Origin of the sequence: Streptomyces sp. NRRL WC-3742 (genome assembly GCF_000720635.1) — a bacterium.
In the GTDB taxonomy this organism is placed as follows: Bacteria; Actinomycetota; Actinomycetes; order Streptomycetales; family Streptomycetaceae; genus Kitasatospora.
The window spans coordinates 19,028-38,665 of the sequence record NZ_JOCF01000025.1 but is presented as its reverse complement, the minus strand read 5'-3'; the positions used below and the strand labels follow the sequence as shown (position 1 = coordinate 38,665).

Genomic DNA, 19,638 nt, shown 5'->3' with positions numbered 1-19,638 from the left:
GATGCGATCGATCATCGGGCGAGGGTACACGCACCATGATCACCGGGCAGCCGGGTTTCCGAGCGCCAACCCGGACGCCTCAGCCGGCGGGGGCGGGCTCCTTCGGGTTGGTGGTGCAGAAGAACACCCGGCTGTGGCCCCGGTCGAGGTAGAAGCTGCCGGTGTAACGGCCCGGCGCCACCTCGTGCCCGACCCGCACCTGAGCCGTGGCCTCCGTCTTCACCTCTGCCGCCGCCTTCGCGCCGTCGTCGTCGCCACCGCCGCACCCCGCCGGCACCAGCGCGGACCCCACGGCGAGCGCCAACGCCACTCCCCTGCGGGCCATTCCACCACTCCCCCGTTGTCGGAACCCGTCCGTATTCTGCCGCCCATGAGCATGAACGGCGCGTACCTGCGCGTCACGCCCGAAGAGTTGGCGAAGGCCGTCGCGGATCCCGAGTGGGCCGTGCACCTACCCGGACGGCCCCTCCCCCGCCGGGGGGAGGGCGGCAGCCCTCCAGGAGGACGTGACCCCGCCGCAGGTCGGCGAGCCTGAAGGCATGATCACCGCCACCGACCCGCACACCGACCCGCACACCGTTCCGCCCGCGCCCCGGTGGGCGGTGTGGGCCGCGCATGCCGCCGCGCTCAGCACCGTCCCGTCCGGGCTGTGGCGGATCGCCATGGGGTTCGGCTTGCCGGTCGGGTACAGCGAGCAGGTGCTGCGCCACACCTTCCGGATTCCCGGGGTGGGCTCGGTCGCCGTGATCGCGCTCAGCGTCGTGTCCGAGGCCCTCGCGCTGCTGACGATCGGCCTGGTGCGGCCCTGGGGCGAGGTGGTGCCGCGCTGGATCCCGTTCATCGGCGGCCGCCGTGTCCGCCCGCTCGCCGCCGTCGTCCCCGCCGGGCTCGGGGCGTTGGCGCTCACCGTGCTGTGGGGCGACGGCCTGGACTGGTGGAGCACCGAGCACCACCCCGCCTACGAGGGCGTCTGGCTGCACATCATCGGCGTCGCCTACATGCCGCTCGTCCTCTGGGGCCCGCTGCTCGGCGCCGTCACCGTCTCCTACTACCGCCGCCACCGTCCCCGGCGCTGATCATCCCCACCAGACCCGGAAGTTCGTCGGAAGCAGCCTCAACCCCTCCAGCTCGGCGGTGAGTTCGGGGGCGGCCTCCTCAACCAGGCGTCCCTCCACCAGCGGTGCGGAGCTGTAGATCTTGCGCAGCGAGAAGTCCCACCCGGGGCCGTCCCACCCGAGGCCGTCCCGCCGCCCCGGCTCGACCCTCAACCGGTGCGCCTCGTAACGGATCCGGCGGCTCTCCGCCGCCGTGCCCTCGTACGCCTCGAAGGCCGACCACAGCTGCTGGTCGGTCATCCGCGCGACCTCGGCCGCCGCCGCGCCGTCCGGGGCGTCGAGCAGCCGGCCCGCCAGCCGCCGTACCACCGACACCGGGCCCACGTTGTCCCAGGAGGTGTGCAGCCGCGCCTCCGCGCACACGGCCCGCACCAGCACCGCCGCACCCTCACGGTCGGCCGACACCACTCCGTCCTCCAGCCGCAGCCCCGCCAGCAGCGCGGCCGGGTCGGCGTCGAGCCGCCCGGCCGAACGGCCGCTGCGGGCATAGGAGTCCAGGTGGTCGAGGTTCATCAGGCCGGGACGGCCGACGAGCCCCTCCAGCGCGGCCACGACCTCCTCGACGCCGATCCCGTGCCGCGCCAGCACGCCGCTGATCGGCTCGGTGCGCAGCAGCTCCAGGCCGATCGCGTGGTGGTCGAGGCCGCCGAGCCCCTCGAAGGTGTGGCTCAGCGGCAGGTGCCCGATGTCGTGCAACAGGGCTGCCACCCGCAGGAGTTCGTCCCGGGGCCGGAAGTGCGCGACGAGCGCGAGCACCCCGAGCGTGTGCTCCAGCCGGGAGTACGACTGCAGGGTGGTGAGCGTCGACGCCCCGCCGTGCGCCACGAAGTGCAGGCGCCGCAGCGGTTCGGTGCGCAGCAGTTCGGCTTCCACGGGGTTCAGCCGGACGGCCGTGCGCCACAGCGGGTCGGTGAACTCGGGTGCCAGGCCGAGGACGTTGCTCGGGACGGCCCGGGAGGTTCGCGCGTGCACGGTCTTCCGACCCTGCCCGTCCACTCGCATCTCGTAGCGGCTCTGCCAGTAGCCGGGGCCGTCGTCCGGCTGCTTGCCCGAGGGATCGATCCACTGGACGTCACCGCGGTACACGAACCCGCGGGACTCGTAGTAGGAGCGCAGCCGCGCGTTGGACCTCACGCAGTCCAGCCGTAGGAACTCCACCCCCCGGCTGCTCGCCGCGGCGAGCGCCCAGTCGAGGACGACGCCCCCGAGCCCCGACGCCCAGCGCCGCACCGCCAGCTTGTGCACGTACGCGGCCGTGCCGCCGAGGTCGGCCCAGTGCGGGTCGGCCCAGTCCACGGTCACCGTCGCGGCCGGCTTCTCGTCGACGAGAACCAGCCAGGTCTCCCCGCGGGCGACGGAATCCTCGACCCACGCCCGTTCGAACCGTGCCGGCCACTGCCTGATGCCCTGGGCCCCCAGCCAGCCCGCCGCCTCGTCGAGCACCTCCAGCACCTCGCCGATGCGGTCCTCGTCGACGCGTTCGAAGGTGAGCTGCCTGCCCTGCCACATCGAAGTCACGGAGCCGATGATCTCATTAGGGTGATCCCCATGACGTCGACGTTTACCGATGCGTTCCTCCGTACCGCCGAGCACCACGCCGCCTGGGGCGCCGAGCAGCTCGAAGCCCTCCAGCAGGTCCTGCCCGGCGGCCCCTGGACGGTCGATCTGAACCAGTGCCGCTACGAGTCCTCCGGCCGCGTCGTGCGGGTCGGCCTGCTGGGCAGCTACGACCAGGCCGGGCGGTCCTGGCTCTGGGGCTGGGCGAACCCTGGGCTGCGGGGCAGCGCGGTGGTCGCGGCCGGCGCGCGGATCGCCGAGTTCGGGCGCCTCCACGACGTGCCCGAGCTGCGGGAGGAGGGCGTGGACCTGTCGGGCTTCGCCGATCCCCACCGGGCCGCCGAATCGCTCGCCTTCGTGGGCATGGGCGTGCTCGGCGCGGCGGGCTACATCGGCCAGCCGGCCGGCCCCGGCACCCGGGTCTACTTCACCCCCGACGACCCGCAGATCCCCCACGCCCCGTTGAACCCGCTCACGATGCCCCGCCACCTCGTCACCGGCGCGGGCCTGTTCGGCCGTTCCCCGCACGCCGTGGTCACCGGCTACTTCGCCCACCACCGCGTGCCGACCACCACCGCCGCCGACCGCATCACCGCCCACCTGCCGGGCGGCAGCACCGCCGAGGTCGCCTTCGACGCCCTCGGCCGCATCGCCGCGATCAACGTCGCCTGACCCGCCCCACGGCGGCCCCGGGCCCCGTCGACCCGGGCCGGGGTCCGGGGTCCGGGCCGGCCGGGGTCCGGGGCCGCCGCCTCACCGGGTGGCCTCCCAGGTGCGGTGCTGGTCGCAGGCGCGGCGCCACAGGTCGGAGCGGCCGGCGGGGGCGATGTCGGTCAGGTCGATCCGGAACACCTCCGCCAGGACGTCCTCGAACTCCTCCGGCGAGTCGATGATCCGCTCCTCCGTGCCTGCCGCGTCGATACGGCGCAGCAGACGGCTGCGGAGCACGAACAGGCCCTTGGCGTCGCGGAGTTGGGCGGTGAGCACGCGGACGAAGCCGGACTCGGGGGACGTCGACAGGTGCTCGTGCTTCTCGGCGAAGGAGGCCAACTCGACCGGCTGCGGCGCGAAGTCGATCGCCGTGAACGGGGCCCGCCCGTCGTGGAGGAACCGCCAGCCGCCGGGCGCCACCTCGGACGGCGCAAGCGCGACGGTGAACGGGGCCTGGACGTACGGGCCTTCGCGCAGCGGGACGGGCTCGTAGAGGCCCCCGGCGAGGGCGACGTCGACGAGCCACCGCTCGCCGTCGAGGCGGACGGTGAGCCCGAGGTGTTCACCGCCCACGTTCGGTGGGTCCGCCAAGGTGCCCTGCACGCCCGCCCGGTGGAGGGTGACCTCGTAGCCGAGGGCGGTCAGCAGCGCGGCGAACGCGCCGTTGAGGTGGAAGCAGTAGCCGCCGCGGCCGCGCACGATCCGGTCCACGCACTCGGCGGCGCCGATGCCGGTGGGCCGGCCGAGGTGGATGTCGAGGTTCTCGTACGGGACCCGCTCCACGTGCGCCCGGTGCAGTGCCGAGAGCGCCTCGGCATCAGGGGCCTTCGGCCGGTCCACTCCGAGCACGGCCAGATATCCGTCGACGTCGATCATGCTTCCCCCCCGCTGTCCAAGGCAGACGATCAGCCTAGGCCCGGGACAGGGCCCGGGCTCCGACCGGCTCGGCTCACACCGGCTCGGCTCAGACCGCCGTGCCCGGGGTGGGCGTCGCCGTCGGCGGGGTGGTGGAGCCCGCCTTCGTGCCCAGGGTGCGTTCGGCCTTCGCGACGGCCGTGCGGTACTGGAAGGAGGCGAGTTGGGAGGAGGACTCGTCGCGCTGGAAGAAGCCGAAGGCCATGCCGACCGTGCCGAAGCGCTCGATGCCGATGTAGGCGTTGAGCTGTACGCCGCCGATGGTGCCGTCGAGGCGGACGGCGGGGGCGTCCTGGCGGTCGCCGAGGGTGATGGGGCTGACCTTGAGGGTCACCTCGTCGGGGGTGCCCGCGTCGAAGGTGACCGTCGTGCAGGTCTTGAACGCGTCCGTGGCCTTGGCGAAGTCGGTGTTCACCTTGTCCAGGGGCTCCGCGGTGAGGGACTCCGTCACCATCGGGCTGCCGCCGGGGCCGTCGAGCTCGGTCTCGGCGTGGGGGACGGCCGGAGTCGGCTGCCCGGCATGGGAGTTGAGGAGCGCGGACAGTGCGTCGCAGCCGCTCACGGGGCTGGGGTTCTCGCCCGGGCTGGGGCTCTGCGGGGGTGCCTCGCTGAAACCGGACTGCGGGCCCAGGTCGTTGGCGCTGAGCAGCGCCGCCTTGAGCTGGTCGGCAGTCGGGAGTTCGTCGGCCGGAGCGGCGGCGGCCGGAGCCGCGGCGGCCGGAGCCGCGGCGGCCGCGAGGTGGGCCGGGCCCAGGGCGACCGCCGCGCACAGGGCGGCGGCGGTGAGGGCGTGGAGAGACCTCGGAAGGGACGACATTGGGGCCCCCGGTCGAGAGAGTCGAGAATTCGGGCAGGGACGGAAGCACCAGTGTCCCACCGGGGCCCGCGCCGGGCGCGCCGGGCGGGGATCGCCCCAGGTCAGAGCGATCCCCGCACCGGCCGACCGCCGGGCCTCAGAGCGCCGCGGCCAGCTCCGTGCCCTGCTTGACGGCCCGCTTGGCGTCCAGTTCCGCCGCCACGTCCGCGCCGCCGATCAGGTGGGCGCTCACGCCGCGCTCGCGCAGCGCCTCGTACAGGTCGCGGCGCGGCTCCTGGCCGGTGCACAGCACCACGGTGTCGACGGGCAGGAGCTGACGCTCGCCGTCCACGGTGAAGTGGAGCCCGGCGTCGTCGATCAGGTCGTAGCTCGCGCCGGCGACCATCGCCACGCCCCGGTGCTTGAGTTCGGTGCGGTGGATCCAGCCGGTGGTCTTGCCGAGCCCGGCACCGACCTTGCTGCTCTTGCGCTGCAGCAGGTGGACTCGACGGGGAGGGGTCGGGCGTGAAGGGGCGCGCAGGCCGCCGCGCTCGCGGTACTCGGCGTCGATGCCCCACTTCGCCTGGAACACGGGCGGGTTGAGGCTGGCCGCGTCACCGGAGTCGGTCAGGTACTCGGCGACGTCGAAGCCGATGCCGCCCGCTCCGAGGATCGCCACGCTCTCGCCGACGGGCGCGCCGTCGCGCAGCACGTCGAGGTAGCCGAGCACCTTGGGGTGGTCGATTCCGGGGATGTCGGCGGGAGTTCGGGGGGTGACGCCGGTGGCGAGGACGATCTCGTCGAAGCCCTCCGCCGCGAGCCGCTCGGCGTCGACGAGCGCGCCGAGGCGCTGGGTGACGCCCAACTCGGCGAGCCGGGTGCGGAAGTAGCGCAGGGTCTCCTCGAACTCCTCCTTGCCGGGGACGAGTCGGGCGATGTTGAGCTGTCCGCCGATCACCTCGGCGGCGTCGAAGAGGGTGACCTCGTGGCCGCGTTCGGCGGCGGAGACGGAGAAGGCGAGACCGGCCGGGCCGGCGCCGACCACGCCGATGCGCTTGCGGAGCTTCGTCGGCGAGAGCACGAGTTCGGTCTCGTGGCAGGCGCGCGGGTTCACCAGGCAGGAGGTGATCTTGAGGCTGAAGGTGTGGTCCAGGCACGCCTGGTTGCAGCCGATGCAGGTGTTGATGGCGTCGGCGCGGTCCTCCCGGGCCTTGGCGACGAAGGCGGCGTCGGCGAGCAGCGGGCGAGCCATGGACACCAGGTCCGCGCAGCCGTCCGCGAGCAACTGCTCGGCGATCTCGGGGGTGTTGATGCGGTTGGTGGCGACCAGCGGGATGCCGACCTCGCCCATGACCCGCTTGGTGACCCAGGCGAAGGCGCCGCGCGGCACGGAGGTGGCGATCGTGGGGATACGGGCCTCGTGCCAGCCGATGCCGGAGTTGATGATGCTCGCCCCGGCCGCCTCGACGGCCCTGGCGAGCTGGACCACCTCCTCCAGGGTGGAGCCGCCGGGCACCAGGTCGAGCATGGAGAGGCGGTAGACGATGATGAAGTCCTCGCCGACGCGCTCGCGCACCCGCCGCACGATCTCCACGGGGAAGCGCATGCGCCGCTCGTACGGGCCGCCCCACTCGTCCTCGCGGCGGTTGGTCGCGGCGACGACGAACTCGTTGATCAGGTAGCCCTCGGAGCCCATGATCTCGACGCCGTCGTACCCGGCGAGGCGGGCGAGTTCGGCGCAGCGGGCGAAGTCCTCGACGGTCTGCTCGACCTGCTCGGCGGTGAGCTCGTTGGGGACGAACGGGCTGATCGGGGCCTGGAGGGCGCTGGGGGCGACGAGGCCGGGGTGGTAGGCGTAGCGGCCGAAGTGGAGGATCTGCAGGGCGATCTTCCCGCCGGCGGCGTGCACGGCGTCGGTGACGACGCGGTGTTCGGCCGCCTCCTCCTCGGTGGTGAGCTTCGCGCCGCCGTCCCACGGGCGGCCGGCCTCGTTGGGAGCGATGCCGCCGGTGACGATCAGGCCGACGCCGCCGGCGGCGCGCTCGGCGTAGAAGGCGGCCATGCGCTCGTAGCCGTCGGGGGCCTCCTCCAGGCCGACGTGCATGGAGCCCATGATCACGCGGTTGGGCAGGGTCGTGAAGCCGAGGTCGAGCGGGCTGAGCAGGTGGGGGTACGGGCCGGACTCGGGGGTCATCGACGTCTCCTGCGGGCGTGCGGCTGCCGGGGGTGGTTGTTACCGAAGAGTAGGGGACGGCGTCCGGCCTATGCAACTAGTTGCATAGGCCCAAAAGCCCGAAAGGCTTGAAAGGCCGGAGAGGCGCGAACTCGGCAGGCACGACAAAGCCCCGGCCCGCACTCGCTGCGGGGCCGGGGCGGGGACCGGGGTCGGAACCCGGTCACTCGTCTCAGACGTTCACGCCGTAGTCCGTCGCGATGCCGCGCAGACCGGAGGCGTAGCCCTGCCCAATGGCGCGGAACTTCCACTCGACGCCGTTGCGGTACAGCTCGCCGAAGACCATCGCGGTCTCGGTGGAGGCGTCCTCGGTGAGGTCGTAGCGGGCGAGCTCCTGGCCGTTGGCCTGGTTCACGATGCGGATGAACGCGTTGCGGACCTGGCCGAAGTTCTGCAGGCGCGCGTCGGCGTCGTAGATCGACACCGGGAACACCACCTTGGCCACGTCGGACGGCACCCGGGCGAGGTCCACCTTGATCTGCTCGTCGTCGCCGTCGCCGCCACCGGTCAGGTTGTCGCCGCTGTGCTCGACCGAACCCTCGGGGCTGCGCAGGTTGTTGAAGAAGACGAAGTGCTGGTCCGAGACCACCTTGCCGAGCGCGTTGCACAGCAGCGCACTGGCGTCCAGGTCGTAGTCGGCCCCGGTGGTGGTGCGAACGTCCCAGCCGAGCCCCACGATCACGGCGCTCAGACCCGGCGCCTCCTTGCTCAGCGAGACGTTGCCGCCCTTGGCCAGCGAAACTCCCACAATGCCCTCCTCGGATCTCTCCCTGCGGACGAATCTACAACACTGTAGAGATCGCGAGAATCCGCCTGCGGGCGGGCTCCCCCCTGGTATTTTTCCGGGCTACCCCCGGGAACCGCCACCCCCCGGACGGCGTCGGCCGGAGCGCACCTCCGGAGCGCCGGGTCCGGGCGGCCGACCTAGACTGGCGGTGAATCCCACGGCGCCCGGCGGGAGGCCCCCATGCGCAGGCGGTACAGCTTCCACCTCGACGAGAACGGGCACTCCGTCACCGTCAACGTCCGCTCCGGCACCGTGATCACGGAGACCGAGCTGCTGGTGGACGGCAAGGAGTGCGCCTTCCACCGCGTACACGGCCACGGCGTCTACCCGCTCCTCCTGTCCGGCCAGCTCGCCGAGGAGCCGCCCACCCCGCTCGCCATCCGCCTGGAGCGCACCGGCGCGTCCGAGCACCCGCTCGCCTGCACCCTCGAACTCGCCGGCGCCCACCACCCGATGCCCGAGCGCACCGCGCGCTGATCGCCACTCCTCTCATCCCCCCGTGGCACCTCATCGCTAGGTTGCTAGCAATCTAGCGTGCTAGCATCCATGGTGTGGGAAACGAGGAAGTGAAGCAGTTCAACGTCTACCTGCCGATCGAGCTGATCAAGCAGGTCAAGTACCGCGCCATCGAGTCGGAGCTGTCGCTGTCGGCGCTCGTCGCCGAGGCCCTGCGCGCCTACCTCGATGACCCGCGCCCGGAGAACGAGCACCCGTCCATCGAGGAGGACTGACATGACGACCCGAGGCATCGAAGCCGTGTTCATGGAGACCCACAACTGGGGCAAGGCCGCGAAGTTCTTCCAGGGCCTGGGCTACGAGCTGGAGTTCGAGACCGACCACAACTCCGGCCAACTGCGCAACGGCGGCAGCCCGAGCGTCTTCATCGCCGAGGTCCCGGCCGACCGCGAGACCTCCGTCCAGCTGGTCCTCGCGGTCGAGGACGCCGACGCGTTCGTGGCCGCCGAGGGCCTCGAGGTGGTGACCCCCTTCGAGGACACCCACTTCGGCACCCGGCTGATGACCGTCCGCGACCCCGACGGGCGGCTCTGGGCCCTCCAGGCTCCCGTCAAGCCGTAACGACGCAGGGGCCCGGCACCACGCACGCGCGTGGTGGCGGGCCCCTTTGCTCTCAGCCCGTACATCGGGCCACGCCTCAAACCGCGTCTCAGGCCGTACATCGGGCCACGCCTCAGGCCGGGCGGATCTCCTCCACCAGCTCGCCGACGATCTCCTCGACGGCCGCGCGGGCCCGGTCGGCGTCCTCGCGGACGAGGCCCAGGCGCGTGCGACGGTCCAGGACGTCGGAGGCGTCCAGGGCGCCCTCGTGGGTGACGGCGTAGACGATCTCGGCGCGGGTCACGTCCAGGCCCTCCGCGATCGACTCCAACTCCCCCGCGCCCAGCACCTCGTGGGCCAGCCCCCCGTGCCGGGCGAGCAGCGAGGCGGGCAGGGCGGAAGCCTCCACCGGGCGGCTGTCCCGGTGGCCCGGGGCGCCGATCAGCGGCAGGCGGGCCGTCCAGCAGGCGCGCCCGGGCAGGCCCCGCAGGCGGACGGCGGTGTCGACGGCGTCCTGGGCCATCCGCCGGTAGGTGGTGAGCTTGCCGCCGACGACGGTGATCACGCCGTTCGGGGACTCCAGCACCGCGTGCTCGCGCGAGATGTCGGCGGTGCTGCCGCCGCCGGTGTCGATCAGCGGGCGCAGCCCCGCGTACGCGCCGCGCAGGTCCGCGCGGGTGAGGGTGGTGGCGAGGGCGGCGTTGACGGTGTCGAGGAGGAAGGTCACCTCGTCGTCGCTGGGCTGCGGCTCGTCCGGGACCGGGCCGGGCGCGTCCTCGTCGGTGAGCCCGATGGCGACGCGGCCGAGCTGCTGCGGCAGCGCGAAGACGAAGCGGCTGACGGAGCCGGGCACCGGGACGGTGAGCGCGGCGGTCGGGTGGCCGAGGGCGGCGGCGTCGACCAGCAGGTGGGTGCCCCGGCTGGGGCGCAGCTTGATGGAGGCGTCGACCTGGTCGGCCCACACGCCGGTGGCGTTGATCACCGCGCTCGCCCGGAGGTCCAGGCGCTCCCCGGTGAGGGTGTCCACCAGTCGCGCCGAGGTGCCGGTGACCTCCTCGGCCCGCACCCTGGTCAGCACCGTCGCCCCGTACTGCGCGGCGGTACGGGCGAGGGCGACCACCAGCCGTACGTCGTCGACGAGTTGGCCGTCGTGGGCGACCAGCGCCCCGCGCAGCCCGTCCGTCCGCACCCCGGGCACGAGCCGGCGGGTGCGGGCGGCGTCGATGCGGCGCACGCGCGGCAGGAGGCTGCCCGGGGTGCCGGCGCTGCGGCGCAGCACGTCCCCGGCGTGGAAGCCGGCGCGGATCAGGGCCACCTGTCCGGCGTTCAGCAGGTCCGGGAGCAGCGGCACGAGTTGGGGCATGGCGCGGGTGAGGTGCGGGGCGGTGCGGGTCATCAGCACGCCGCGTTCGATCGCGCTCTCGCGGGCCACGCCGATCCGTCCGGTGGCGAGGTAGCGCAGTCCGCCGTGGACGAGCTTGGAGCTCCAGCGGCTCGTCCCGAAGGCGAGGTCGCGGGATTCGACGAGGACGGTGCGCAGCCCGCGTGAGGCGGCGTCCAGGGCGACCCCGGCGCCGGTGACGCCGCCGCCGATCACCAGCAGGTCGATGCGGGGCGCTGCGGCGAGGTCGTCGAGGTCCGTCCTGCGGCGCTGGGCGTCGAGTCGGCTGGTTCCGGCGTGGGGGTTGCCCTTGGGGGTCACGGCGCGAGGTATCCGTTCAGTGCTCTGGCCAGTTCGCGGCGCCAGGCGGCCTCGGGGAGCAGGGAGGCGACCATGCGGTGGGACTGGACGGTGGACTGGGCTATCAGCAGCACCATGGCGGCGAGTTCGACGGGCTCGCCGGGCCGGACCGAGCCGTGGGCCTGGCCCTGCTCGATGCCGGCGCGCAGGGCCTCGAGCAGGCCGCGCTGGCTGGTGCCGAGCCGCTCGACGACGTACTCGAGCAGCAGGTCGGAGTCTTCGGAGTGGAGCAGCGCGCCGAGCACCGGGTGGTCGCGCAGGCGCACGGCCACGTCGACGATGCGCTCGACGAAGGAGTCGAGGTCGGCGAAGGCGAGGGCGGCGCCGCCCTGGATGGTGGCGAGGATCTCCCGGGTGAGGAGGGCGCCGATGACCGCCCGCACGTCCGGCCAGCGCCGGTAGACGGTGGGGCGGCTGACCCCGGCGCGGCGGGCGATCTCGGCCAGCTGGGTGCGGCGCACGCCGAGGTGGACGATCAGGTCGGCGGCGGCGTCCAGGATGGCGTCGTCGGTGCTGCGGGAGTCGGCAGCGGGCGCGAAATCGTCGTTACTACTTGACATGATGTGTGAAACTGTAACGCATGGCACCAGAGACGCAAGCAGGACCGGACGGCGCCGCGCTGCCGCTCCCCCCCATGAAGTGGAACGCCTGGGGCGACCCGGCCCTCGCGAAGGAGCTGCCCGCCGAGGTCAAGGGCCTGCTCGCGGCCGCCCTCGGGGTCACCGGCGACGCCGCGCCCGGCCCCGGCGCGGACGAGGTCCTCCTCGCCCCCTCCCGGATCGGGCCCGAGGACCTGAAGGCGCTCGCCGCGACCGTCGGCGAGGCGCACGTCAGCGCCGCCGACGCCGACCGGCTGCCCCGCGCCGGCGGCAAGTCCACCCCCGACCTGCTGCGCCGCCGCAGCCGCGCCGCCCAGGACGCGCCCGACGCCGTCGTCCTGCCCGGCGACGAGAACGAGATCGCCGCCGTCCTCGCCCTCTGCGCCGAACTCCGCCTCGCCGTCGTCCCCTTCGGCGGCGGCACCAGCGTGGTCGGGGGCCTCGACCCCGAGCGCGGGGGCCTGCGGGCCGTCGTCTCCCTCGACCTGCGCCGCCTCGACCAGCTCCTCGCCCTCGACGAGACCTCCGGCGAGGCCGTCCTCGGCGCGGGCCTCACCGGCCCGGCGGCCGAAGCGCTGCTCGCCGAACGCGGCTGGGAGCTCGGCCACTACCCGCAGAGCTTCCGCTACGCCACCATCGGCGGGTTCGCCGCCACCCGCTCCTCCGGCCAGGACTCCGCCGGGTACGGGCGCTTCGACGAGATGGTGCGCGGCCTGCGCGTCGTCACCCCCGCCGGCGTCCTCGACCTCGGCCGCGCCCCCGCCTCCGCCGCCGGCCCCGACCTGCGCCAGCTCTTCCTCGGCTCCGAGGGCACCCTCGGCGTCATCACCGCCGTGCGCCTGCGCGTGCACCGCCTGCCCGCCGTCAAGGCGTACGAGGCGTGGAGCTTCCCCGACTTCACCACCGGGACGGACGCGCTGCGCGCCGTCGAGCAGCAGGGCACCGGGCCGACCGTCATCCGGCTCTCCGACGAGGCCGAGACCATGGTCAACCTCGCCATGACCGAGAAGATCGGCGACACCCCGGCCGTCACCGGCTGCCTGGCCGTCACCGTCTTCGAGGGCACCGCCGAGCAGGTCGCGGCCCGCCACCGCCTCACCCGGGAGACCCTCCTCGCCGCCGGCGGCACCTCCCTCGGCGAGGCCCCCGCCCGCGCCTGGGAGCACGGCCGCTTCAACGCCCCCTACCTGCGCGACTCCCTGCTCGACGCGGGCGCCCTGTGCGAGACCCTGGAGACCGCGACCGGCTGGGGCAACCTCGCGGGCCTGCGCTTCGCCGTCACCGCCGCCCTCACCGAAGCCCTGCCCGGCGCGCTGGTGCTCTGCCACATCTCGCACGTCTACCCGACCGGCGCCTCCCTCTACTTCACCGTCGTCGCCGCCCTCGGCGAGGAGCCGCTGGAGCAGTGGGCCGCCGCCAAGCGGACCGCCTGCGACGCGATCATGCGCTCGGGCGGCACCATCAGCCACCACCACGCGGTCGGCGCCGACCACCGGCCCTGGATGACCGACGAGATCGGCGACCTCGGCGTGCGCATCCTGCGCGCCGTCAAGGCCGAACTCGACCCGGCGGGCATCCTCAACCCCGGCAAGCTGATCCCGTAGTGGGCGGCGTCCGACGAGTGGCCGTGCTCACCAACCCGGCGGCGGGGGTCGGCCACGCCGGCCCCGCCGCCGAGCGGGCCGTCGCCCGGCTGCGGGCCCTCGGCGTCCGCGTCGACGCCCACGCGGGGCGCAGCGCGCAGGACGCCGGGCGGCTGGCGCGCGAGGCGGTGGCGGACGGGGTCGACGCCCTCGCCGTCGTCGGCGGGGACGGCATGATCAACCTCGCGATCCAGGCGCTCGCCGGCACCGCCGTCCCCCTCGGGGTCATACCGGCGGGCACCGGCAACGACCACGCCCGCGAGTACGGGCTGCCCCTCGGCTCCCCCGAGGCTTCCGCCGAGGTCATCGCCGCCGGCCGCACCCGCACCGTCGACCTCGGCCGCATCACCGGCCCCGACGGCGCGGTGCGCTACTTCGGCTCGGTGCTGGCCACCGGCTTCGACTCGCTGGTCAGCGACCGCACCAACCGCCTGCGCTGGCCGCGCGGCCGGATGCGCTACAACCTGGCGATCCTCATCGAGTTCGCCAACCTGCGCCCCCTGCCGTTCCGCCTCACCCTCGCCGACGGCACCGTCATCGAACGCGACCTGACCCTCGCCGCGATCGGCAACACCCGCAGCTACGGCGGCGGCATGCTGATGTGCCCCGGCGCCCTGCCGGACGACGGGCTCTTCGACGTGACGCTGGTCGACGCCATGCCGCGCCTGCGCGTCGCCCGCTTCTTCCCCACCCTCTTCAAGGGCACCCACGTACAGCGCTCCGAGGTCACCACCCTGCGGACGGAGGCGCTGCGCATCGAGTCTCCGGGCATCACGGCGTACGCGGACGGGGAGTTCATCGCGGCCCTGCCGGTGGAGGTGAAAGTCGAACGGGAGGCGTTGAGGATCTTGGTACCTTGACCCGCATGGAGATGAACGAGGCGGCCAGGACGGCCTGGTGGAACGGCCTGCCGGCCGGAATCCGCGAGCAGATCGACGGGTACGTCCTCCAGGACTCCCTCCTCGGGGCGGTACGGCTCGTCCTGGACGTCGGCCGGGTGCCCCACGGCATCGGACTCGGCATCGCGCAGGTGATCGTCGGCGAGCGCTACGCCCACTACGGCGACCGGATCGCCCGTCGACCGGACAGCCCACTCGACCTGGAGTCCCTGGCCCTCCGGGCCGCCGGCTGCGGCGGGCGCATCCTGGCGATCGAGGCGATCTGGGACGGCGACACCGTCCACGACTGGTTCGTGGTGCTGCTGGCCGTCCTCGCCGAGCCGGAGAAGGACACCGCGCTGGCCACCGTCTACTGGTCGACGGCGAAGCGCTACCTCGGCGAGGAGGCCGCCCAACTCGGCGGCCACCCCTCGGCGGTGGCCGCCGACCGCGCCGGCCGTGCCCTCGCCGACCACCTCGGCGTCCCCTTCCACTTCGCCAGCCCGGACACCCCCGACGACGAGGCCCCGCGCTGGCGCGCCGTCACAGGTGCGCCCTGATCTGCTCCCCGTCCTCTACTCCTCGTCGGACCCGGCGAGGTCCTCGGGGGTGAGGCGGCGCCAGTCGGCCTCGCCCTGCCACTCCGGGGTGTCGGATATCCAGCCCCAGAGCAGGCGTTCGGCCTGCTCGCGGGACTGGTGCTCCAGCGTCTGGTAGTGGCGGTCGGCGGAGCCCTCGCGGTACTCGACCTGCCAGCCGTCCGGGCTGTGCTGGTACGCCTGGGCGTAGTCCTCGTCCGCGCGGCTGACCACCAGGAAGTCCCGCCCGGGCACCTCCAGTTGCTTCATCGCGCGGACGAGGTCCGGCTTGCCGGTGGCGGACACGGGTGCGAGGCCGTCCACCTCGACCTGGTACGTCTTCGTCATGCCGATCACCCTGGCACACGGCACTGACAATCGATCAGGACAGCGAGCCGACGTTCCCCGTGGTGGAGACGGTGGTCGGGCGGCCGGTGGACGCGTCGACCTCGTACACCTTCGCGCCGGTGTCGGTGCGGATCTCGATCCGCCCGGAGCCGAGCCACCGTGCTGTTCTGAACTCCCCGTGGCCCTGGACCTGTGCGCGCATGCTGACCAGCGTCCAGCGGCGGGCCAGCGGGCCGTCCCCGGTCTCCAGCCGGACCTTCCAGGACTGCGTCTCGGCCTCCGAGCCCCCCGAGGTGTCGTGGACCACCACGAGCACGTGGTCGGGGCGGTCGGGCGAGCTCGTCCGGGTCTCGGTCACCGGGCCGATGTCGCCGAGGCCCAGGGAGGACAGCCCGGCCGCCACGAGCAGCGTGCACCCGCCGCCGCCCGCGATCAGGCCCGCGCCCAGCCCGAGCATGTCCGCCCGGCCCCGGACGATCGCCCCGATCAGCAGCAGCACACCCGTCAACCCGAGCAGCAGCAGCGGGTGGTCGAGCGCGTCGGCGACCGCCCCGTGCCCGCCGAAGCGGCTCTCCCACCGCCCGACCATGCACAGCACCAGCGGCAGCAAGGCCCCACCGGCCAGGACCACACCGACCACCCGACGACGCTTCATCCACGACCCCCTTCGTGGACACCCTAATCCGCGAAGCGATCAGCCGTCACCGTCCGGAAAGCCGAAGCCCAGCGCCCGCACCAGGGCCGACGCCAGATCCTCGGCGAACACCGCGTCCTCGTCCTCCAGCACCGCCCGCACCGCCGCCGCGTCCGGCCGCAGCCCGGCCGCCTCGGCCCAGGCCACCGCCCGGGGCGTGACCTCGTCGGGGTCGGCAATCATCCTCGCCGAACGCGCCGAGTCGACCACGGACAGTCCGAGTGCGGCTCAGACGCCCAGGGTCGCCGTGATCCGCCCGGTGGCGATGGCCTCCAGCAGCAGTTTGTGGTCCGCCACCGTCCGGTCGGCGTAGCGGACGGCGAAGTCGGCGACGGCCTCGGCGAAGACGTCCGCGCTGCCCAGGTAGCCCGCGATGGCGAGGCGGTCGCCGGTGCGGGCGTGGGCGCGGGCGAGGGTGCGGCCGCAGAGGTCGCCGTAGGTGCGCAGGGCGGCGGGGGACATGGCGGCGACGTCGGCGGAACCCTTCATGTCGCGCAGTTGGCGGGCGTAGAAGTGACGGCCCTCGGGGCCGGTGGTCCAGCCGAGGAAGATGTCGCTGCCGGCCTGCATCAGGTGCTGGCCGGTGACGACGCGGCGGCCCCCGTGGTGGGCGGCGACCTCGGCGTCCACGCGGGTGGGCGGCAGGTGGTCCTCCAGCACCGAGCGTCCGGCCTCCTTGAGCTGGAGGAACAGCGGGTCGCGGATGTCGCGGCCCTCCAGCAGGACGATGTAGCAGCGGGTGCCGACGCTGCCGACGCCGACGACCTTCATGGCCGCGTCGACGAAGTGGTAGCGGTCGAGCAGGACGCGCCGGTCCTCGGCGAGGGTAGCGCGGTAGTCGCTGAACACCTTGCCGACGGCGCGCAGGTCGGTCTTCCTCAGCGGTTCGATCAGCGGCGGCGAGCTGATGATGCGCCGGTGCCCGTCCCGTTCCTCGGTGAGCTTGCCGAGGGCCTGGAGGCTGGTGCGGCGCCGGGCGTGGGCGAGTCCGGCCTCGACCTGCTTGCGCTGCTTGGGCTTGCGCAGCACGGTGAGCAGGTCGTCGGTGTCGATGTGGGTGTACCAGACGTCGAGTTCGCCCCGGCCCGCGAGGTGGCGCATGGCCTCGGCGTAGCCCTGGGCGGCGGCGAGGGCGGCGCGGCGGGGGCGCTCGCCGTCCTGGCCGTTGTCGCGGGCGGCGACGGCGAGGCTGGCGGCGAGGCGTTTGACGTCCCACTCGAAGGGGCCGGGGTAGGTCTCGTCGAAGTCGTTGAGGTCGAAGAGCAGCCTGCGTTCGGGCGAGGCGAAGACGCCAAAGTTCAACAGGTGGGCGTCGCCGCAGAGTTGGACGATCAGCCCGGTGCCGGCGACGGCGGCGAGGTCGGCGGCCATGACGGCGGCGGCGCCGCGCAGGTACGTGAACGGGGTGTCGGCCATGCGCCCGTAGCGGATGGGCAGCAGCCGGGCGACGCGGTCCTCGCCCTGGCGGACGAGTACGTCCACCGGGTCGGGCCGGTCGGCGGCGGGGATCCACCGTCCGTGCTCGGAGCGGGAGATCCGCTCGCGGGCGGCGCGGCCTCGGCGGCGGCGTTCGGCGGGGGTGGTCATGGCGCGGCTCCCAGGGGGTTCCACCGTGGCGGGGGGTTCCACCGTGGCGGGCCCTGCTCGCGAGGCTAGGCCAGGAGTGCCGGAGGGCGCATCGCCCGCCCTCCGGTACTGGGCCGTTCGGATGGTGCCGCGCCTGTCCGCGTGCTCGGGTTCGCGCCGCTGTTCGCGCTGCTTGGGTTCGCGCTCAGCTTTCGCGCTCAGGTTTGCGCTCAGCTGATGGTGAAGTCCGCCATCATCGCCATGTCCTCGTGCTCCAGGTTGTGGCAGTGGATCATGTACGTCCCCGCGTAGTCGCTGAAGCGCACCAGCACCTCCACCGCCTCGGCCGGGCGCAGGTCGACGGTGTCCTTCCAGCCGGCGTCGTAGGGACCGGGCTCCTTGCCGTTGCGGCTGTGCACCTGGAACTGGTCGAGGTGCAGGTGCACCGGGTGGTGAAGGTCGCTGGTGAAGCGCCACAGTTCGGTGGCGCCGAGGGCGGGGGCGGCGAGGTCGCGGCCGGGCTCGTACAGGTCGCCGTTGATCGTCCAGCCGTCGCCGCGGCTGCGGCGGAAGGCGAAGTCGCGGGTGACGGTGACGGCCTTCGGGTCCAGGCCCGCGATGGTGGAGAGGGTGTCGGGCACCCGGGCGTCGTCGGTGACGGCGCGGGAGGAGACGTCGAAGCGCATCACCTCCTCGGTGCGGCCGCTGCCGAATCGGTTCATCAGGCGGACCTGGGTGCCGGGGGCGTAGCGGGAGAAGTCGACGACCACGTCGAAGCGTTCGGCAGGGGCGATCTCGATGGCGTCGTGGGCGACGGGGGCGGCGAGCAGCCCGCCGTCCGAGCCGATCTGGACGAGGGCGTCGCCGTCGGAGGGCTGGGGGTCGAGTTCGAGGCGGTAGAGGCGGGCGTTGGAGGCGTTGAGCAGGCGCAGCCGGTAGTGCGCGCGGTCGACGTCCACGCGGGGCCAGGGGGCGCCGTTGACGAGGATGACGTCGCCGAGGACGCCGTTGGCGTAGCCGTCGGTGACGCCGGGTTCGGCGAGGGTGGCGTCGGCGGAGGGGTAGTGGAAGGAGCCGTCCCCGGCGAAGGAGCGGTCGGCGATCATCAGCGGGAGGTCGCGGTCGCCGCGGGGCAGGGGAAGGGAAGCCTCCTCCTCGTCGTGGAGGAGGTGGAAGCCGGCCAGACCGCGCCAGACGCCGGGGCCGGTGAAGCCCATGCGGTGGTCGTGGTACCAGAGGGTGGCGGCGCGCTGGAGGCCCGGGTAGGTGAGGGTGCGCTCGCCGGTGACGGTCCTGCCCTTGGCGTGCTCCGTGCCCGGCATGCCGTTCATGGCGTGCACGCCGGGCATGGCGTGTGCCGCGTGGTCGGAGGAGGACCCGACGGGCATGAGCAGGTCGGTCGGGTAGCCGTCGCTGTCGGCCGGGGTGTGCCCGCCGTGCAGGTGGACGACGGACGGGACGGGCAGCTCGTTGCGATGCTTGACGACCACCGCGCGGCCGGAGCGGGCGGCGATCGTCGGGCCGGGGAAGGTACCGCCGTACGTCCACGCCTCCGTCGTGACCCCGGGCAGGATCTCCAGCCTGGCGACCTGCTGGGTGATCTCGTAGTAGTCGGCGCCGGCGTCCGTGCGCACCGGGGCGAGGGTCTTCGGGACGGGTAGCGGCACCTGGAAGGCGTCCGGCAGGGGCAGGTCACTGTCCAGCAGCCGGCCCGGGCGGCCCTCGGCCAGCAGCAGCGCGGCGGAGGGGACGGCGACGGCGGCCAGCGCGCCGGCGCCGAGGACGGAGGCGCCGAGGCGCAGGAAGCGGCGCCGGTTCACCGGGCGACCTCCACCGGGCCGCCGGGGCGCGGCAGCCGGCCCGCGCCGTCCTCCTCGGCGGGGCGCCGCCCGGCCGGGGCGGGCAGCGGCAGCCGCCAGGTGCCGACCAGGACGAACAGCACGCCGGAGACCGTCAGCACCCCGAGGGTGATGTGCACGCCGAGGGCCCTGCCGTAACCCGAGACGATCTGGGCGACGACGGCGGCGGTGAGCCCCGCGGTGCTCCACAGCGGCCACTGCGGGCCGCGGCCGGGCCGGCGGACGAGGACGGCCACGACCAGCTGGATCAGCAGGGCGGTGGAGAGCGTCATCGCGGTGCCCTCGTGGGCCTTGAGCGAGTCGTAGGTGCCGTTGAGGAAGCTGCCGGCCAGCATGACCTGGAGCAGTGCCAGGAGCGTGACCGTGGCGGTGATGAGGCGCAGCAGGATCAGCGGCAGGCGGGGCGCGGGGGGACTGGTCATGGTGCTCCGGTTCTCCAGCTCGGACAGTTGGGGAGGGCTGCGTGAGCGTAGCCGACGAAACGTCAGGTTCCGTCGGAAAGCGGGGCGTTCCGATCGTCGGATGTCCCCATTTCCGGGCACTCGGCCCGGACATTTCCCCC

22 protein-coding genes are annotated in these 19,638 nt (G+C 73.5%); 8 read left to right on the top strand and 14 right to left on the bottom strand.

All coding sequences use genetic code 11. From position 1 onward, the window contains the following. Positions 1–79 precede the first annotated feature (79 nt). Complete coding sequence (locus IH61_RS0115940) at positions 80–325, bottom strand: hypothetical protein (protein WP_107057149.1); 246 nt, start codon at positions 323–325, stop codon at positions 80–82. A gap of 214 nt (positions 326–539) precedes the next feature. Here IH61_RS0115940 and IH61_RS0115935 point away from each other — a divergent pair, with 214 nt between their 5' ends. Next, positions 540–1,076: a hypothetical protein gene (locus IH61_RS0115935; RefSeq protein WP_031070098.1), complete on the top strand. Its 537-nt coding sequence runs from the start codon at positions 540–542 to the stop codon at positions 1,074–1,076. On the opposite strand, the gene IH61_RS44555 is transcribed toward IH61_RS0115935, so the two are convergent. Beyond that, positions 1,077–2,624 (bottom strand): GNAT family N-acetyltransferase, encoded by a 1,548-nt coding sequence (locus IH61_RS44555; protein ID WP_078911134.1) that lies wholly within the window; start codon positions 2,622–2,624, stop codon positions 1,077–1,079. 39 nt (positions 2,625–2,663) lie between these two features. Here IH61_RS44555 and IH61_RS0115920 point away from each other — a divergent pair, with 39 nt between their 5' ends. Beyond that, positions 2,664–3,344: a DUF6882 domain-containing protein gene (locus IH61_RS0115920; RefSeq protein WP_031070097.1), complete on the top strand. Its 681-nt coding sequence runs from the start codon at positions 2,664–2,666 to the stop codon at positions 3,342–3,344. A gap of 81 nt (positions 3,345–3,425) precedes the next feature. Here the strand turns inward: IH61_RS0115920 and IH61_RS0115915 are convergent, their stop codons facing one another. The 4 genes from IH61_RS0115915 to IH61_RS0115900 form a co-directional block, all read right to left on the bottom strand. Beyond that, positions 3,426–4,259, bottom strand: coding sequence for an arylamine N-acetyltransferase family protein (locus IH61_RS0115915; protein ID WP_051837157.1), 834 nt, complete (start codon positions 4,257–4,259; stop codon positions 3,426–3,428). An 88-nt stretch (positions 4,260–4,347) separates the two neighbouring features. Continuing rightward, positions 4,348–5,115, bottom strand: coding sequence for a hypothetical protein (locus IH61_RS0115910; RefSeq protein ID WP_031070093.1), 768 nt, complete (start codon positions 5,113–5,115; stop codon positions 4,348–4,350). A 136-nt stretch (positions 5,116–5,251) separates the two neighbouring features. Beyond that, positions 5,252–7,288, bottom strand: a complete 2,037-nt coding sequence (locus tag IH61_RS0115905; RefSeq protein ID WP_031070091.1) for an FAD-dependent oxidoreductase — start codon at positions 7,286–7,288, stop codon at positions 5,252–5,254. A gap of 211 nt (positions 7,289–7,499) precedes the next feature. Further along, entirely contained in the window at positions 7,500–8,075 is a 576-nt protein-coding gene (locus IH61_RS0115900; RefSeq protein ID WP_031070089.1) for a TerD family protein, read from the bottom strand. Positions 8,076–8,294: 219 nt separating this feature from the next. Between IH61_RS0115900 and IH61_RS0115895 the strand changes: the two genes are divergently transcribed. From IH61_RS0115895 to IH61_RS0115885, 3 genes are all read left to right on the top strand, one after another. Beyond that, the gene (locus IH61_RS0115895; protein ID WP_031070088.1) at positions 8,295–8,591 is read left to right on the top strand and encodes a hypothetical protein; all 297 of its coding nucleotides are present in this window, start codon (positions 8,295–8,297) and stop codon (positions 8,589–8,591) included. A gap of 74 nt (positions 8,592–8,665) precedes the next feature. Continuing rightward, entirely contained in the window at positions 8,666–8,845 is a 180-nt protein-coding gene (locus tag IH61_RS0115890; RefSeq protein WP_031070085.1) for a CopG family transcriptional regulator, read from the top strand. Between the two features lies 1 nt (position 8,846). After that, positions 8,847–9,191: a VOC family protein gene (locus IH61_RS0115885; RefSeq protein WP_031070082.1), complete on the top strand. Its 345-nt coding sequence runs from the start codon at positions 8,847–8,849 to the stop codon at positions 9,189–9,191. Between the two features lie 112 nt (positions 9,192–9,303). Here IH61_RS0115885 and IH61_RS0115880 read toward each other — a convergent pair whose 3' ends face one another. After that, a complete protein-coding gene (locus IH61_RS0115880) occupies positions 9,304–10,872 on the bottom strand; it encodes a glycerol-3-phosphate dehydrogenase/oxidase (protein ID WP_031070080.1) in 1,569 nt (522 codons plus the stop codon). Next, entirely contained in the window at positions 10,869–11,471 is a 603-nt protein-coding gene (locus IH61_RS0115875; RefSeq protein WP_031070079.1) for a TetR/AcrR family transcriptional regulator, read from the bottom strand. Before IH61_RS0115875 ends, IH61_RS0115880 begins: the two co-directional genes overlap by 4 nt. A 20-nt stretch (positions 11,472–11,491) precedes the next feature. On the opposite strand from IH61_RS0115875, the gene IH61_RS0115870 reads away from it, so the two are divergent. Genes IH61_RS0115870 through IH61_RS0115860 form a run of 3 tightly spaced genes read left to right on the top strand, consistent with a single transcriptional unit; the run spans position 11,492 to position 14,591 of the window. Then, the gene (locus tag IH61_RS0115870; protein WP_234327197.1) at positions 11,492–13,114 is read left to right on the top strand and encodes an FAD-binding oxidoreductase; all 1,623 of its coding nucleotides are present in this window, start codon (positions 11,492–11,494) and stop codon (positions 13,112–13,114) included. After that, positions 13,114–14,013 (top strand): diacylglycerol kinase, encoded by a 900-nt coding sequence (locus tag IH61_RS0115865; RefSeq protein WP_031070076.1) that lies wholly within the window; start codon positions 13,114–13,116, stop codon positions 14,011–14,013. The genes IH61_RS0115870 and IH61_RS0115865 overlap by 1 nt, the downstream gene beginning before the upstream one ends. 5 nt (positions 14,014–14,018) lie before the next feature. Further along, entirely contained in the window at positions 14,019–14,591 is a 573-nt protein-coding gene (locus IH61_RS0115860; protein ID WP_199823327.1) for a hypothetical protein, read from the top strand. A 15-nt stretch (positions 14,592–14,606) separates the two neighbouring features. Here the strand turns inward: IH61_RS0115860 and IH61_RS0115855 are convergent, their stop codons facing one another. The 6 genes from IH61_RS0115855 to IH61_RS48505 all read right to left on the bottom strand — a co-directional run bounded on the left by IH61_RS0115855 (position 14,607) and on the right by IH61_RS48505 (position 19,498). Beyond that, positions 14,607–14,957: a hypothetical protein gene (locus IH61_RS0115855; RefSeq protein WP_031070072.1), complete on the bottom strand. Its 351-nt coding sequence runs from the start codon at positions 14,955–14,957 to the stop codon at positions 14,607–14,609. Positions 14,958–14,991: 34 nt separating this feature from the next. Continuing rightward, positions 14,992–15,612, bottom strand: coding sequence for a hypothetical protein (locus IH61_RS0115850; RefSeq protein ID WP_158845019.1), 621 nt, complete (start codon positions 15,610–15,612; stop codon positions 14,992–14,994). Positions 15,613–15,651: 39 nt separating this feature from the next. Further along, a complete protein-coding gene (locus tag IH61_RS0115845; protein ID WP_031070068.1) occupies positions 15,652–15,834 on the bottom strand; it encodes a hypothetical protein in 183 nt (60 codons plus the stop codon). A gap of 45 nt (positions 15,835–15,879) precedes the next feature. Beyond that, the gene (locus IH61_RS0115840; RefSeq protein ID WP_031070066.1) at positions 15,880–17,238 is read right to left on the bottom strand and encodes a DUF2252 domain-containing protein; all 1,359 of its coding nucleotides are present in this window, start codon (positions 17,236–17,238) and stop codon (positions 15,880–15,882) included. Positions 17,239–17,447: 209 nt separating this feature from the next. Beyond that, a complete protein-coding gene (locus IH61_RS49565; RefSeq protein ID WP_031070064.1) occupies positions 17,448–19,037 on the bottom strand; it encodes a multicopper oxidase family protein in 1,590 nt (529 codons plus the stop codon). Then, complete coding sequence (locus tag IH61_RS48505) at positions 19,034–19,498, bottom strand: hypothetical protein (RefSeq protein WP_051837155.1); 465 nt, start codon at positions 19,496–19,498, stop codon at positions 19,034–19,036. The genes IH61_RS49565 and IH61_RS48505 overlap by 4 nt, the downstream gene beginning before the upstream one ends. Positions 19,499–19,638 lie beyond the last annotated feature (140 nt).

Coding starts and splice junctions, on each gene's coding strand:
- IH61_RS0115895 (WP_031070088.1), top strand. CDS start 8,295: ATGCGCAGGCGGTACAGCTTCCACCTCGACGAGAACGGGCACTCCGTC.
- IH61_RS0115875 (WP_031070079.1), bottom strand. CDS start 11,471: ATGTCAAGTAGTAACGACGATTTCGCGCCCGCTGCCGACTCCCGCAGC.
- IH61_RS0115885 (WP_031070082.1), top strand. CDS start 8,847: ATGACGACCCGAGGCATCGAAGCCGTGTTCATGGAGACCCACAACTGG.
- IH61_RS0115860 (WP_199823327.1), top strand. CDS start 14,019: ATGGAGATGAACGAGGCGGCCAGGACGGCCTGGTGGAACGGCCTGCCG.
- IH61_RS0115850 (WP_158845019.1), bottom strand. CDS start 15,612: ATGAAGCGTCGTCGGGTGGTCGGTGTGGTCCTGGCCGGTGGGGCCTTG.
- IH61_RS0115940 (WP_107057149.1), bottom strand. CDS start 325: ATGGCCCGCAGGGGAGTGGCGTTGGCGCTCGCCGTGGGGTCCGCGCTG.
- IH61_RS48505 (WP_051837155.1), bottom strand. CDS start 19,498: ATGACCAGTCCCCCCGCGCCCCGCCTGCCGCTGATCCTGCTGCGCCTC.
- IH61_RS0115905 (WP_031070091.1), bottom strand. CDS start 7,288: ATGACCCCCGAGTCCGGCCCGTACCCCCACCTGCTCAGCCCGCTCGAC.
- IH61_RS0115855 (WP_031070072.1), bottom strand. CDS start 14,957: ATGACGAAGACGTACCAGGTCGAGGTGGACGGCCTCGCACCCGTGTCC.
- IH61_RS0115915 (WP_051837157.1), bottom strand. CDS start 4,259: ATGATCGACGTCGACGGATATCTGGCCGTGCTCGGAGTGGACCGGCCG.
- IH61_RS0115920 (WP_031070097.1), top strand. CDS start 2,664: ATGACGTCGACGTTTACCGATGCGTTCCTCCGTACCGCCGAGCACCAC.
- IH61_RS0115845 (WP_031070068.1), bottom strand. CDS start 15,834: ATGATTGCCGACCCCGACGAGGTCACGCCCCGGGCGGTGGCCTGGGCC.
- IH61_RS0115910 (WP_031070093.1), bottom strand. CDS start 5,115: ATGTCGTCCCTTCCGAGGTCTCTCCACGCCCTCACCGCCGCCGCCCTG.
- IH61_RS0115935 (WP_031070098.1), top strand. CDS start 540: ATGATCACCGCCACCGACCCGCACACCGACCCGCACACCGTTCCGCCC.
- IH61_RS0115870 (WP_234327197.1), top strand. CDS start 11,492: ATGGCACCAGAGACGCAAGCAGGACCGGACGGCGCCGCGCTGCCGCTC.
- IH61_RS0115840 (WP_031070066.1), bottom strand. CDS start 17,238: ATGACCACCCCCGCCGAACGCCGCCGCCGAGGCCGCGCCGCCCGCGAG.
- IH61_RS44555 (WP_078911134.1), bottom strand. CDS start 2,624: ATGTGGCAGGGCAGGCAGCTCACCTTCGAACGCGTCGACGAGGACCGC.